The organism is Trichocoleus sp. FACHB-6, assembly GCF_014695815.1.
Lineage (GTDB): Bacteria > Cyanobacteriota > Cyanobacteriia > Cyanobacteriales > FACHB-T130 > Funiculus > Funiculus sociatus.
This window is the reverse complement of sequence record NZ_JACJOY010000066.1, coordinates 1-13,259: the sequence shown is the minus strand read 5'-3', so window position 1 is coordinate 13,259 and position 13,259 is coordinate 1. Positions and strand designations below refer to the sequence as shown.

At 46.4% G+C, this 13,259-nt stretch carries 13 protein-coding genes and 1 pseudogene; 10 read left to right on the top strand and 4 right to left on the bottom strand.

From position 1 onward, the window contains the following. A pseudogene (locus H6F66_RS12640) lies at positions 1–201 on the top strand (IS701 family transposase); the annotation flags it as partial. A gap of 346 nt (positions 202–547) precedes the next feature. Here the strand turns inward: H6F66_RS12640 and H6F66_RS12635 are convergent. Beyond that, positions 548–1,279: a carbonic anhydrase gene (locus H6F66_RS12635; protein WP_190421710.1), complete on the bottom strand. Its 732-nt coding sequence runs from the start codon at positions 1,277–1,279 to the stop codon at positions 548–550. Between the two features lie 313 nt (positions 1,280–1,592). On the opposite strand from H6F66_RS12635, the gene H6F66_RS12630 reads away from it, so the two are divergent. From H6F66_RS12630 to ndk, 5 genes are all read left to right on the top strand, one after another. Beyond that, positions 1,593–3,029, top strand: coding sequence for a carotenoid oxygenase family protein (locus tag H6F66_RS12630; protein WP_190421708.1), 1,437 nt, complete (start codon positions 1,593–1,595; stop codon positions 3,027–3,029). A gap of 1,392 nt (positions 3,030–4,421) precedes the next feature. Next, positions 4,422–5,777 carry a tRNA (N6-isopentenyl adenosine(37)-C2)-methylthiotransferase MiaB gene (gene miaB, locus H6F66_RS12625; protein ID WP_190421706.1) on the top strand — a complete coding sequence of 452 codons (1,356 nt, stop codon included), beginning with the start codon at positions 4,422–4,424 and terminating at the stop codon, positions 5,775–5,777. 347 nt (positions 5,778–6,124) lie between these two features. After that, positions 6,125–6,685 (top strand): hypothetical protein, encoded by a 561-nt coding sequence (locus tag H6F66_RS12620; RefSeq protein WP_190421704.1) that lies wholly within the window; start codon positions 6,125–6,127, stop codon positions 6,683–6,685. A gap of 132 nt (positions 6,686–6,817) precedes the next feature. Continuing rightward, positions 6,818–7,927, top strand: a complete 1,110-nt coding sequence (locus H6F66_RS12615; protein ID WP_190421702.1) for a D-alanine--D-alanine ligase family protein — start codon at positions 6,818–6,820, stop codon at positions 7,925–7,927. Between the two features lie 276 nt (positions 7,928–8,203). Then, positions 8,204–8,653, top strand: a complete 450-nt coding sequence (gene ndk, locus H6F66_RS12610) for a nucleoside-diphosphate kinase (RefSeq protein WP_190421700.1) — start codon at positions 8,204–8,206, stop codon at positions 8,651–8,653. 51 nt (positions 8,654–8,704) lie between these two features. Here ndk and H6F66_RS12605 read toward each other — a convergent pair whose 3' ends face one another. Continuing rightward, positions 8,705–9,394 (bottom strand): hypothetical protein, encoded by a 690-nt coding sequence (locus tag H6F66_RS12605; protein WP_190421698.1) that lies wholly within the window; start codon positions 9,392–9,394, stop codon positions 8,705–8,707. A 250-nt stretch (positions 9,395–9,644) separates the two neighbouring features. Here H6F66_RS12605 and psaM point away from each other — a divergent pair, with 250 nt between their 5' ends. Together psaM and H6F66_RS12595 are read left to right on the top strand one after the other, a co-directional pair. Further along, complete coding sequence (gene psaM, locus H6F66_RS12600) at positions 9,645–9,740, top strand: photosystem I reaction center subunit XII (protein ID WP_190421696.1); 96 nt, start codon at positions 9,645–9,647, stop codon at positions 9,738–9,740. A 180-nt stretch (positions 9,741–9,920) separates the two neighbouring features. After that, positions 9,921–10,328 carry a hypothetical protein gene (locus H6F66_RS12595; protein WP_190421694.1) on the top strand — a complete coding sequence of 136 codons (408 nt, stop codon included), beginning with the start codon at positions 9,921–9,923 and terminating at the stop codon, positions 10,326–10,328. A 52-nt stretch (positions 10,329–10,380) separates the two neighbouring features. Here the strand turns inward: H6F66_RS12595 and H6F66_RS12590 are convergent, their stop codons facing one another. After that, positions 10,381–11,094 carry a tetratricopeptide repeat protein gene (locus H6F66_RS12590; protein WP_190421692.1) on the bottom strand — a complete coding sequence of 238 codons (714 nt, stop codon included), beginning with the start codon at positions 11,092–11,094 and terminating at the stop codon, positions 10,381–10,383. A gap of 410 nt (positions 11,095–11,504) precedes the next feature. On the opposite strand from H6F66_RS12590, the gene H6F66_RS12585 reads away from it, so the two are divergent. Next, positions 11,505–11,972, top strand: a complete 468-nt coding sequence (locus tag H6F66_RS12585) for a hypothetical protein (RefSeq protein ID WP_190421690.1) — start codon at positions 11,505–11,507, stop codon at positions 11,970–11,972. Between the two features lie 12 nt (positions 11,973–11,984). After that, positions 11,985–12,542, top strand: a complete 558-nt coding sequence (locus H6F66_RS12580) for a glutathione S-transferase family protein (RefSeq protein WP_190421688.1) — start codon at positions 11,985–11,987, stop codon at positions 12,540–12,542. A 64-nt stretch (positions 12,543–12,606) separates the two neighbouring features. Here the strand turns inward: H6F66_RS12580 and H6F66_RS12575 are convergent, their stop codons facing one another. Beyond that, positions 12,607–12,744, bottom strand: coding sequence for a photosystem II reaction center protein K (locus H6F66_RS12575; protein WP_190421686.1), 138 nt, complete (start codon positions 12,742–12,744; stop codon positions 12,607–12,609). Positions 12,745–13,259 lie beyond the last annotated feature (515 nt).

The following is a 13,259-nucleotide window of genomic DNA, read 5'->3' as shown; positions in this document are numbered from 1 at the left end:
TGTGGGGTTGAAAAAGCCCAAGTGCGTTCTTCTCGTGCTCAACGCAATCACATTGGTTTGGCGATTCGAGCGTTTCTACGCCTGGAGATGCATTGGTTTAATACTGGCATTAGTTGGTATGAGTCCAAAGCCAGTATTGTTCGGGAGGCGGTGCGTTCCTACTTAGCGGCTCCTTGGCTGACTCTTGTACCAACTGCGTAACTCCTGAGTTTACTGATAGTTGTACAAGTTATCAGTTTATTGTTAAAGTTTTCCCGAAACCGTAATCGCCGTTCAAATTAGCGCTCGTCCAGTTGAATAAGACTTTAACTGATTCTGTCGTTTATCTTTTGCTAAGTTTGGCAAAAGCGAAGTGTTAGAAAACTAGGGAGCCTTTTTTCCTGAGTGCGTTTATCTTCCTAAATCGCAGGCGTTCCATATGCAGTGCAAACAAGCAGCGGTGCGAGTATCGCCCAAAACTTGGGAAGAAATAGAGGAAAGGATGCTGCTGGTTCCTAATAATTAAAATCGCAGATACCAGCAGATAAAAGGTTTATAATCCGCACCTTTATCTCGCGGCAGAACCCCTGTAAATTCGTTCTGCTTGCTCAGAAGATAACCGCATGGATGGAATTCGTTCAGTATTAGATACTACAGGCTGATCATCATAGGAGGGAAGTTCACTGTAGGGTGCCGCGAACTCGTGAAGAACAGGATCGTACTCCAAAACCTGCCCTGTTTCAATCTGATAGACCCAAGCGTGGAGAGATAGCTGTTTTCGGTGAAGTTTGGAGCGAATTACTGGATAAGTCCGCAGATTTTCGATTTGGGTTAGCACGTTCTCAGCAATGGTGGCGTCCAGAAGTTCTTCCCCAGAGAGGTTTGTGTAGTTATCTTTAACCAGCCGCCGAGTTGCTTCTGCGTGCTTTAACCATTCGTAAACTAGTGGCATTTCTTCAGCTAATTTGTCCAATTTCAACAGTCCCTTCATTGCGCCGCAGTGGGAATGACCGCAGACAACAATTTGCTCGATACCTAAAGCATGAACGGCGTATTCAACCGCTGCGCCTTCGCCGCCATTGGTTGCGCCAAAGGGTGGAATCATGTTACCAGCATTGCGAATAATAAATAGTTCGCCGACACCAGCTTGAGTAATCAAATTCGGGTCGATACGCGAATCTGAGCAGGTGATAAATAGCGCTCTCGGTTTCTGACCGTGAGCGAGTTGCTCAAACAACTCATGGTGCGTGCTGAAGTAGCCGCTTTGGAACTGGCGCAGACCTTTAATCAGTTTTTTCATAAAACCTATTTTTTTTTGCGATCGCGATCGCAATTTCCCTCTAATAATAGGAAACCGCGATCGCATCTCTAGAAGACGCATTGTAACGAAATTGCAATAATAATCCAACTAATTTTAGAGCTTTGCTACTTACCGAGAGTGCCAGCGTCTTCGTTTTTCAGATTCACATAAATGGCTATTTGTCAACAAAAAAGTGGCAGGTGTCCCGCCTACCCTACAAGAAAGTTTATTAGCGATCGCACCTGCTACAGATAGCAGCACTCCGACAAAATTGTTCAAAATAAAGAGAGAACGTGCTTAATATCGCTCAACAATGACAACCGCCACTAAACCATCAACGCAGAAAGCTTGGGCGAAAGCCCTCATCCCGCCAGCGAAAGAATTTCCTCTCACCCCATTACCACTGATTTCAGGCAAAATACCCGAAGGTTTGCGGGGTACCCTGTATCGCAATGGCCCTGGACGCTTAGAACGTGAGCCAAAGGTTCGCGTGGGACACTGGTTTGATGGCGATGGGGCAATTTTGCGAGTGCATTTCACAGATGACGGCGCTACCGGACTCTATCGCTACGTACAAACAAAAGGATACAAAGAGGAAACCGCAGCGGGTAAATTCCTCTATGGCAACTATGGCATGACCGCACCAGGGCCAATCTGGAATCAATGGCTCAAACCCATCAAAAACGCCGCTAATACCTCAGTCCTGGCGCTGCCTGATAAACTGTTAGCACTTTGGGAAGGTGGGCAACCTCACGCCCTCGACCTACAAACTCTGGAAACTTCGGGATTGGATGATTTAGCTGCGTTGGATGCGGGAGCGCCTTATTCAGCTCACCCCAAGCGAGATCCTCAAACAGGCGAAATTTTCAACTTTGGGATCGTAGCTGGAATGAACGGCAAGCTGAATATCTATAAAAGCGACTCTACTGGCAAGATTCTGCAAAAGGGAGAAGTTCAACTTGATGGTATCCCCTTAGTGCATGATTTTGTCTTCGCAGGGCAGTATCTAGTGTTTTTTGTTCCCCCAGTGAGATTAAAAGCCCTCCCAGTGTTGGCGGGAATCAGTAGCTATAGCGATTCGCTAGAGTGGCAACCTAAACTCGGTACTCAGATTTTAGTTGTTGATCGCGACACCTTATCTGTGGTGAGTCGCAGCGAAACCGATCCTTGGTATCAGTGGCATTTTAGTAATGGTTATGTTGATACTGATGGGATGGTTATTGTAGATTTTGTACACTATGCAGATTTTCAGACGAATCAGTATCTCAAAGAAATAGCGAGTGGCGAAACTCACACACCTGCTAAACCAACGCTTTACCAAGTACGATTAAATCCGCAAACGGGCAAGGCAATTTCTGTGCAAGAATTGTTAAATAGACCCGGCGAATTTCCGCTAGTTCCTCAGCAATACGTGGGGAAAGCTTCGCCTCATACCTATCTATCAGTATTTCGGGAAGGGGCGGATATTGGTAAAGAAATTCTGGGAGCGATCGCACGTTTCGACAACCAAACTGGTAATCTCACAGAAACTGATTTGGGCGAAAATCGCTATCCCACCGAACCCATCTATGTGACTGATGCCTTGAATCCTGCACAGGGTTGGGTGTTAACTGTGGTATACGATGGCAATTCTGATACTAGCGAAGTCTGGGTTATGGATAGCGATCGCTTAGACGATCAACCAGTTTGTCGTTTAGCATTACCCAGCGTTGTTCCTATGGGCTTTCACGGCACCTGGAAACCTGCTTAAATTAGGAGCCAAGGAGTTATTAATTTAAAACTCATAACTCCTAATCCCAAGTTACCTATCTTATCAACAAAAAAAGCGCTTATAGCAATCCTATTTGAGCTGTGAGCCAGGGGTTAAGATACCCGACTTCTGTAAGAAGTCGGGTATCTTGCCTTTACGAATCATTCATAACTGCTATATCGCAATTCTAGGGTTGGGTGCGATACATCTGTAGGGACATGGCATTGCCATGTCCCTACCAAGGTCGCCCGAAGGTCACAATTACGATATACTCCACCCAACTGAGGAATGCTATATACAAAAGCAAAAAGAATAAAACAATAAGAGGATGTTTTAAAAGTCTCCTTGACCGACTTTGGCTACTTCAACTACTCAGGCTTTACTACGATAGAATCAACGGTTGAGGCTACTTAGTCTCCTTCTAAGGTAGCTTTCAGAACCCAATTTGACCCTTTTAAAACATCCTCTAAGCTCATTTGATTAAATTAAATGAGCTTATTGTTAACAATCCCAAGTTATATTTCAGATACCATTACAAAAAAGATTGGCGACGTATGGCTCCCTAAAACAACCGATGGCAAGAGTTTCAAAATCCAAAATTCAAAATCCGACTGCTCTACTTCGGCTCTGTAAAAATAGAAAAAATACCCATCGGAGCCTAATTATTTGGGGCTTTTTTCTATGTCTAGTCAAGAGTTTAAAAACTCCTTTCAGCCATCGCGACACTACCTAGTCCTTTCCGTCCGCTACCGCGATGGGCGCTGTCCTGGCTAGAATCATGAGCGGATAACTGTTGTTGAACCGAAGACGTTTGTTGCAGATTTTCAGAGTGTTTTTCAACGGCATGCAAGTTAACCGCTAAGCCAGTAACTAACAAACTTGAGAATAAGATGGAACTGTAAAGGCGCATAGTAGATGTCTCGTCAGAGCTTCTATTCCCTGATTCGGACTCTTTGATGCACTATCAGGATAAAATCCTGAAATCGTTAACCAGATTAAGTTTTGGGATGCCAAAAAATATTTTTTAATGCGTAGAATAAACACTTGACAGTTCGGCTTGCCGTATTCTTTTATCAGAATAAAAAATCCTAGATTTTCACTTTGGGGGTGCGATGCGTGGGCAAGAGCATTAAATATCTTTGCTCGTAGGACATGCAGCTAAAGTAGGGTAAACATTGCCAGCTATAGCATTCCTAAATGATTCGTGAAGGCGAGATACCCGACTTATGTAAGAAGTTGGGTATCTGAACCCCTGGATTGCTATATACAAATTGGCTTCGCTAAAGTTTTGTGTTTAAATAGGCTGCGGGCGACCAACCTGGATTCTCTGGGTAGGTAAGATATACAAAGAGATATAAAGTTCCCATTTCCACGGATTTGTTTTAGCCATCCATGACCACTTCTCCCCGCCGCTATCACATCACCACCTTCGGCTGCCAGATGAACAAAGCCGACTCAGAGCGCATGGCTGGCATATTGGAAAATATGGGCTTTGAGTGGTCAGAAGACCCCAACGATGCCAGTCTGATCCTCTACAACACCTGCACGATTCGGGATAACGCCGAACAAAAGGTTTATTCCTACCTGGGTAGACAGGCAAAGCGCAAGCAAGAGCAACCCGATTTGACCCTCATAGTTGCTGGCTGTGTTGCTCAGCAGGAAGGAGAGCAATTGCTGCGGCGGGTGCCAGAACTAGACTTAGTTATGGGGCCACAACACGCCAACCGCCTTGAAGATTTGCTTCAACAAGTCTTTGATGGCAATCAGGTGGTGGCGACAGAAGAAGTCCACATTATGGAAGACATCACCAAACCTCGCCGCGACAGCAAGGTGACGGCTTGGGTGAATGTTATTTATGGCTGCAATGAGCGCTGTACTTACTGCGTGGTTCCTAACGTCCGGGGCGTTGAGCAATCTCGGACTCCGGAGGCGATTCGCGCCGAAATGGAGGAATTAGGCCGTCAGGGGTACAAGGAAGTGACGCTGCTGGGTCAAAATATTGATGCTTATGGACGGGATTTGCCTGGGGCGACAGCCGAAGGTCGTCATCAGCACACCTTGACAGATTTGCTTTACTATGTGCATGATGTGCCGGGGATTGAACGCCTCCGTTTTGCTACCAGCCATCCGCGTTATTTCACAGAACGCTTGATTCGCGCTTGTGCGGAATTGCCCAAGGTGTGCGAACTTTTCCATATTCCCTTCCAGTCTGGGGATAACGACATTCTCAAGGCAATGTCGCGGGGTTACACCCAGGAGAAATATCGCCGCATTATTGATACCATTCGGCGATATATGCCGGATGCGGCGATTAGCGCTGATGCGATTGTCGGTTTTCCTGGGGAAACAGAGGAACAGTTTCAGAATACGTTGCGGCTAGTTGAGGATATTCGCTTTGACCTTCTGAATACTGCTGCTTATTCGCCGCGTCCGGGTACGCCCGCCGCGTTGTGGGAAAATCAGCTGAGTGAGGAAGTCAAGAGCGATCGCTTGCAACGTCTCAATCACTTGGTTAATGTAAAAGCGGCTCAAGCGTCGCAGCGCTACTTTGGACGCATCGAAGAAGTGCTGGTAGAAGACCAAAATCCCAAAGACCCAACTCAGGTAATGGGACGCACTCGCGGCAATCGCCTTACCTTTTTCACAGGTGATATTAACGAACTCAAAGGTAAAATAGTGCCTGTGAAAATTACCCAAGTTCGCCCTTTTAGTTTGACAGGTGAGGCGCTATCAGTCGCTTGCTGTTAGCCTATGCCTATCCTAGCCAGAGAGTAAAATTTACTCCCACAGCGCCTTAACCTCAATGCTCTACGAGCCAAGCCCACGCAACGGGAGGATAAATATTAGCCTCCCGTTGCGTCGGGCTAAGTTTCTATAGCCGCAACTTTAGTCGTTGGGCATTCTTACAATAAATGTATAAATACACTTCATCTGGCGGAAAATATTACTCTTGACCAGAGGAAGACATTTGCCTATTTTCCACGTCCGGGGTCAGAGCATGAAGCAGTTTTGCATCTGTTTTGAAGACTTAGGGCTAATTTGCCAGGATTACGTCCAGCTAAAAGGCAATATGGTCAAAGAAAAAAGTTAATCAGATGAAAACATTTGTTACATTGTGGAAACTCGAAGTAAACTCCCGCCTCCCACTCCTGCGACGGGACTTACAAGAAGCGGTTTATCTTCCCCCTCGCTTAGCCTACGCCTTATACAACACCCTGATATTGGTGTATTGGTCGGCAATTGCGGCTGGTAGCGTCGGTTGGTTAGCTTGTCGCTTTACTTACTTACTCGGTGTTAGCACTCGTCAATTCCTGCTTCCTAAACAGGAACCGCTTCAGCTAAAGAGTAAAAAAACCACTCTTCAGACTCTAACCCCTACGACACCAATCACGGCTGCAAAACCCACTCTTCAAGCTGTCACTCCACCAGTCCTCGCAGCAGAACCAGTTAAGGCTCCAGTCACAACTGTACCTTCCGCAGTTGAACAGATCGCAGTCGGCGAACTAACAACGACAGCGGCGCAAAAGGTCAAAGCAGCAAATCCTGATAAAGTTGTCTTGGCGCGGCCTTGGGGTAAAGGATGGCGGATTGCTGTTCTGGAGCCAGAAGAAGCTGCAAGTATCCAACATCCTTGGAAAGTGGTAGTGCGTTCTTGAAGGCAACTAGCGATCGTATTCTTCCCGATTGGTGCTACTAATCGTGCTAATTAGGTTTTAAACAGCTGGAGGTCGTTGTAGCCATCCAGCTATGATAGGCTATCGGCTCCCAGGAGTGCCAAGGAGAAAAAAATGAAAAAATTGCGGGTTGGGTTGCTGTTTGGCGGTTGTTCCGGAGAACATGAGGTTTCGCTCTCATCAGCACGAGCGATCGCGCAAGCCCTAAGTGCAGACCAAAATACCGGAAAGTACGAAATCCTGCCTTTCTACATCCGCAAAGATGGACGGTGGCAAGCCGGGGAATTGGCGCAACAAGTTTTAGAATCACGAACACCCCTACAATTAGAAAGTTCAACTCCTGATTCTCCATCTCCAATCGCCAGTAGCGAAATATCAACCGCCAACACTCAACAACTCAACCGTTGGCAATCTCCCTCCCAAGCTGCTGAGATAGATGTCTGGTTCCCGATCCTACATGGCCCTAATGGGGAAGATGGCACGGTTCAGGGAATGCTGAAATTAATGCAGGTTCCCTTTGTGGGAAGTGGGGTTTTAGGTTCCGCGATCGGGATGGACAAAATTGCTATGAAAATGGCTTTTGCCCATGCGGGAATACCCCAGGTAAAATATATTGCTGTCAATAGGTCGCAGGTCTGGTCTAATCCTTGTGTTTTCCCGAAACTCTGCGACGAAATTGAAGGAACTTTGGGCTATCCGTGTTTTGTCAAGCCTGCAAATTTAGGCTCATCGGTGGGAATTAGCAAAGTGCGATCGCGCACTGAGTTAGAAACTGCTTTGGATAACGCCGCCAGCTACGACCGTCGTCTGATTGTAGAAGCAGGTGTCGTAGCGCGAGAAGTAGAATGTGCCGTTTTAGGCAACGATAATCCCAAAGCTTCTGTAGTGGGAGAAATTACCTTTGAAAGTGATTTTTACGACTACGAAACTAAGTATACTCAGGGAGAAGCAGATTTGCTGATTCCCGCCCCATTACCAGATGCGATCGCTACTCAAATTCAAGACCTGGCTCTCAAAGCTTTTGCCGCCATTGATGCTGCTGGTTTAGCACGGGTAGACTTTTTCTATGTCGAAGCCACAGGCGAAATTTTAATCAACGAAATCAACACGTTCCCAGGCTTCACAGCGACGAGTATGTATCCCCAACTATGGGCCGCAAGTGGTATTTCTTTCCCTGAATTGGTCGATCAGTTAGTTCAACTAGCGCTAGAACGACATACCTAAAGCAATCTCCTTCCAAGCTAGAACTTGGGAACGATACACAAGAAGCTCTGCCTCTTGTAAAAATTAAAAAAAGTTCACAATTGCGTGAGGCGAAGCGGTGCGTAAGCGCCGCTTCGCTAACAAAACCTTTTTCATTCCCAGTTAGAGACTGGGAATGAAAAAGGTTTTCGCCAAGGTACGCCAAGAAAAAGCTATTCTCGGTTGTCCTTTGCGTTTAAAAGCCTTCTAGTCTAATCTAAGTTTTGTATCAGTTTGTGAAATTCAAAGGAGATAAACTTGGAACGGACATTTGTCATGGTTAAGCCGGATGGCGTACAGCGCAACCTTGTAGGTGAGGTCATCCGCCGTTTTGAAAGCAAAGGTTTCACTCTGGTTGGGTTAAAGCTAATGAGTGTTAGCCGCGAACTGGCAGAACAGCACTATGACGTTCACCGGGAAAGACCCTTTTTTGCTGGTCTGGTCGAGTTTATCACCTCTAGTCCAGTGGTAGCGACGGTATGGGAAGGTGAGGGAGTTGTAGCATCAGCAAGAAAAATTATCGGTGCTACCAACCCGCTGACAGCAGAACTGGGTACGATTCGCGGTGATTATGGAGTTAGCATTGGTCGCAACCTCATCCACGGTTCTGATGCTATCGAGACAGCACAGCGGGAGATAAGCCTCTGGTTTAAGGATGAAGAACTCGTCAGCTGGAAACCAAGTTTGACATCTTGGCTGTACGAGTAAATAAACTAATGGCTAATGGTTAATTACCATTAGCCATAATTTTTTTCCTTTTTATTTTTGAGTCTCCGTGGGAGTTCGCTGGGAAAATCCCCAGGTAAATATGATCGCAATACAGGAGATCATTAACCAGTCTGGTGCAAAAGACTCCAGGTTAAAGGCTCTCAATAGCAGTCGCAATCCCACCAACGCCACTGTAATGTAGCCAGCATCCTCAAGATGCACAAATTCATCTAGCCAGCGGATGAATAATCCCGCCATGAACCGAAGCGTAATCACCCCAATCGTACCTCCGGCGATAACAAGCGCGGTATCTTTGGAAACAGCGATCGCTGTCGTTACGCTATCGAGGGAAAAAGCTAGATCCGTAAAGGCTATTATCGGAATTGCCTGCCAAAGGGAAGTAAAACGCGGCCCATGATGTTCCTGATCTTTCCCGTCATCCGAAGTAAAGTATTGGAACACCAGCCAAAGCAGATACATTGCACCTAGTAGCTCAAACTGCCAGAACTGAACAACCCAGGTTGCTGTCAGAATCAAGGTGATTCGGAGGATATAGGCAACTGCTAATCCGAAGTTGAGAGCGCGACGTTGGAGAGTGCTATCTTCTAAGCCTTGTGCAATAGCTGCTAAGGCGATCGCATTGTCTGCTGACAGCACCGCCTCTAACGCCACCAGAACTAGCAGTACCAGGGGAGCTTCAATTCCTACATTGAGCGGAGAGTTCAGGATGTGGTCTAGCATTAACGCCTGTTTAAACTGGAAATATCAAATTAAAAGCAATAATTTCAAGGCTAAAACGTGCCAAAATGATTGCTATCTTAATTAAGCTTAACCTTTGTCGGGAAAGTTTAGACGAAATCAAGGATGCTGTGCAAACATATGGGTTAAAATTTTTAGGCTTGTGTGTTGCATCTTGTTACAAGATAGTTATAGTAGGCATGATTTAGCCGAAATTGTTGAACTATAAACCTGAAAAAGGAGTTTGTAAACAATGTCTATATCAGATACCCAAGTCTTTATTGCTTTAGTTGCCGCCTTGATTCCCGGCATCCTGGCAATCCGCTTATCAACGGAACTGTACAAGTAGCGATTAGGGACTGGTTGTACTAGGGACTGGGAACAGATGGGAATAGGGGAGCAGGGAAAGAGTTGGGAGCAGCGGGGAAAAACGTTGTCCTCTTTGTCCCCAATCCCTAATCCCTAATCCCCAATCCCCAGTCCCTATTCCCCAGTCCCCTATTCCCTAGCCCCTATTCCCCTGTCGCTTATGAATGCAATTGAACCCACAAGACCTCCTCTGCAATCGGTACCACAACGGGCGGTTCCCCGGACGCAGCGACAACAGCGACGCCATCCCAACCGGGGGACGCTCGTGGAAACCACGGCTAAGTTAACTGTAAATATAGTGCTTTCATCGGCGGCGATCTCCGCGCTGGCGCAACTGTTGCCTTATCATATGTCCCAGCAAGCAAAGCTCTCGGACATTCAAGAGGAAGTTAAACGCACAGAAAAACGTGTCAACCGCTTGAGTGATAACTTCAGGCGTTATTTTGACCCGCAGCAAGCCAAAAGCGTTATGCAGGAGCAAAGCCATCGTGTAGACCCCTCTCAGCGTCAAGTGGTCTTGATGGATAGCAGCACGACTGAAGAAGAAGAATTGAAAATGGCAAATTAAAAAAGGGCAATGCCTAATTTTTAATTTTTATTTTTTTATTTTTAATTGTTCTTCAGGCGATCGCAGGTTTCAGCAACTGTATCATCCAAGTTTCGACAACCAAGCGCAAGCGTCCAGCTGCACCAGATCGGGGAAGCAACGCCAGAGCCTTCTGGTAGTCAGCGATCGCGCAGTTCCAGTCACCCCTCAGTTCGTAGGTGCGACCGCGTTCTGCATAAATGTTACCTTCCAGCTGTCCTAGTCCCATCACTAGGTCAAAATTCTCTAGCGCTAAGTCGTACAATCCCAAATCCCGAAAGGTGATACCTTGGTTAATCCAAGCGCGAACATTGCCGGGGTTGAGATCCAGGGTCATCTCATAGTCAGCGATCGCTTCTGCCATCTGTCCCACCGAAGCGTAGTAGTTGGCGCGATTGTTGTAGGCACTGTCCAGGTAGGGATCTAGTTCCAAAGCTCTGTTGTAATCAGCGATCGCTTTTTCCTTTTGACCGCTCTGAAAATAAATTAGCCCTCGGTTATTGTATTGGGCTGCACTCATGGGGTTGCGCTCAATTAAAGTTGTCAGGATAGCGATCGCGCTCTCGTAATCGCCTTGTTGTGCTTTTTCCTTTGCCTGAGAGCGCAGCGAACCATCTGACTCTATCGCGTGTCCGACTGATACAGATTTGACTCGAAGTAAACGTCTTGGAGCCGCGCCAGTCGATGAGATCGGATAACTGTGTTGGTGTCTTGCTTGGTCTTGACAGTGGATTGCGCGAACGTTCATATCATTTTCAAAGGTATCTTGGACTTATCTGGAATCACTTTATCGCCTTGCTTTGAGTCGCTGCCTTGCTTCTGTGTCACTTAAGTAAAGCGTCTGGCAAGCGGTCGATTGACACCCAGACAATCCAATTAGGCTTGGATGTCCTTTAAATACCTACAGCCCCAATCCACAGCATTACTGAAACCTCTACAGACAAACAAAGCGCTCGCTTTTTATCTGTCCAGAGAAACCGTTTATTATGTGAAGCTTAAGCGATTGGCATATAGAGGGATTGGGGAGGAGGTGGCGGGGAATTGGTTGTGTGGCACATATATCCCTTGCCTATCCTCTTCCCCTCTAACCCCATCTGGTAGAATGCAAGCGATGATCAAGCTGTGTTGGTGTTTTGAATCCTTAAGGAAAACAACTTTATGACAACTGCAACTTTCTATCCCAACGCCCCGGATCTGTGCGAAGATGACTACCTGCTGCTTGGCTTAGCCACTTGCTTCTACAAAGAAGATGGCGAAGTTCGTGAAGTCAAAGTAATTGAACCCATCCCCTCAGCCGCCCTAGAAGCGATTCTCAAAGGAATTCCCACCTCATACCAGATGGCGATCGCTACCACGATGGGCGCTGTCCTCACAGAGGATAATACACTCACCCAGCCCGCTGATTTTCCAGAAGAGGCGCAGTTTAGTGACGAGTTTGCTTTTCGCGCGATCGCATCTGCCCGCACTTATAAAACCCACCCAGAAGCCCAGTCTCATATCCCTGTGGGAACAACCCGCACTGACTTTAACTATTCCATAGAACGCAAGCGGGTACTGAATGCTCAGCGCGTTGTCCGCAAGGAAGACAACGTAAAACAGCACTCCCATACTCACAAAGTTCTTTAAGGTTTAACGATCATGTTGAAACTCTACGGCGGAGCCTTTAGTCGCGCGTCAATTGTCAAGTGGTATTTGGAAGAACTTGGCATCCCTTATGAATTTGTCATGCTGGATATGCAAGCAGGCGCTCACCGACAACCAGATTATCTGGCGATTAATCCTATGGGGAAAGTCCCGGCGATTGTGGATGGGGATTTTCAGCTTTGGGAGTCGGGGGCAATTCTGCTGTATTTAGCCGAAAAGTACGGTAAGATGCCATCTTCCCTAGAGGAAAAAGCAAAAATTACTCAGTGGGCGATGTTTAGCAATGCCACACTAGGGCCAGGAATTTTTGTGGAAGCCAGCCGCGAACGGGAGATGCCCAAGTTAATGCAACCGCTCAATGACATCTTAGAGCGGCAACCGTTCTTAATGGGAGACGAGTTCAGTGTAGCCGATGTAGCAGTTGGGTCAATTTTGGCTTACATCCCAATAATGCTAAAGCTGGACTTGAGCGAATATCCAGCCGTTGTGGACTATATCAAGCGTCTTTCAGAGCGTCCCGCTTTTGGCAAGGCAATGGGGATGGGCGGTTAAACAAAAATAAAGGATGTAGAGCTGCGCCCTACATCCTTTATTTTTATAAAGGGGAATTTGGGGTTTAACGGAACCCTACAGCAGCTTGCCAAACGAAAGCAAGCAACAAGAAGAACACGGGGATGATCGGGAGAACGTCTACCAACGGATCAAAGAAGGAGTAAGCTTCAGGCAGTTTTGCCAATAGCAGTGCTGCTTCCATATTTAAATTTACCTTTCCAACACAGTTTTCAGAATTGAGATGGATCTTAACACGATCTAGCTTACATCTTCCTGGTTTTGGACGGTTAGAGGCAAATTTTATCGGAAGCGATCGCCTCTTGCCTTTGCCTCTAGTTCTTCACCCGGACAAGCCTTGCCCAACCCTGCCATCTGCGGAGATGAAAGCCTTTATCGTGGTAGTGGTAAACATATAATGATAGCCAGATATGGTTAAGCTTTTGAAATCTCTGGGATTTATATGCCAACTTGTCCCGATTATGGCGTTTAACATTCTGTTAAAAATGGTCGGATACACAATATAAGCTAATATTTTTATGCCGCAACTGTGGCAGATAATTTGTTAAAAATTTTGACAATAAGTAATTAAACGTTTTATTAAAGGCAGGAGTTACGCAGTTGGGCTGAAGATGGGGTAAAAGGAAGCAATGAATCCACCCAAATATACGGCTATTGAATACATTAACTTTCTGATGGCGACGCAAAAGGCATACAGCT

Bases quoted from the DNA above. Each gene is read 5' to 3' on its own strand.
- H6F66_RS12635 (WP_190421710.1), bottom strand. From the start codon at position 1,279: ATGAAAAAACTGATTAAAGGTCTGCGCCAGTTCCAAAGCGGCTACTTC.
- H6F66_RS12630 (WP_190421708.1), top strand. From the start codon at position 1,593: ATGACAACCGCCACTAAACCATCAACGCAGAAAGCTTGGGCGAAAGCC.
- miaB (WP_190421706.1), top strand. From the start codon at position 4,422: ATGACCACTTCTCCCCGCCGCTATCACATCACCACCTTCGGCTGCCAG.
- H6F66_RS12620 (WP_190421704.1), top strand. From the start codon at position 6,125: ATGAAAACATTTGTTACATTGTGGAAACTCGAAGTAAACTCCCGCCTC.
- H6F66_RS12615 (WP_190421702.1), top strand. From the start codon at position 6,818: ATGAAAAAATTGCGGGTTGGGTTGCTGTTTGGCGGTTGTTCCGGAGAA.
- H6F66_RS12605 (WP_190421698.1), bottom strand. From the start codon at position 9,394: ATGCTAGACCACATCCTGAACTCTCCGCTCAATGTAGGAATTGAAGCT.
- psaM (WP_190421696.1), top strand. From the start codon at position 9,645: ATGTCTATATCAGATACCCAAGTCTTTATTGCTTTAGTTGCCGCCTTG.
- H6F66_RS12595 (WP_190421694.1), top strand. From the start codon at position 9,921: ATGAATGCAATTGAACCCACAAGACCTCCTCTGCAATCGGTACCACAA.
- H6F66_RS12590 (WP_190421692.1), bottom strand. From the start codon at position 11,094: ATGAACGTTCGCGCAATCCACTGTCAAGACCAAGCAAGACACCAACAC.
- H6F66_RS12585 (WP_190421690.1), top strand. From the start codon at position 11,505: ATGACAACTGCAACTTTCTATCCCAACGCCCCGGATCTGTGCGAAGAT.
- H6F66_RS12580 (WP_190421688.1), top strand. From the start codon at position 11,985: ATGTTGAAACTCTACGGCGGAGCCTTTAGTCGCGCGTCAATTGTCAAG.
- H6F66_RS12575 (WP_190421686.1), bottom strand. From the start codon at position 12,744: ATGGAAGCAGCACTGCTATTGGCAAAACTGCCTGAAGCTTACTCCTTC.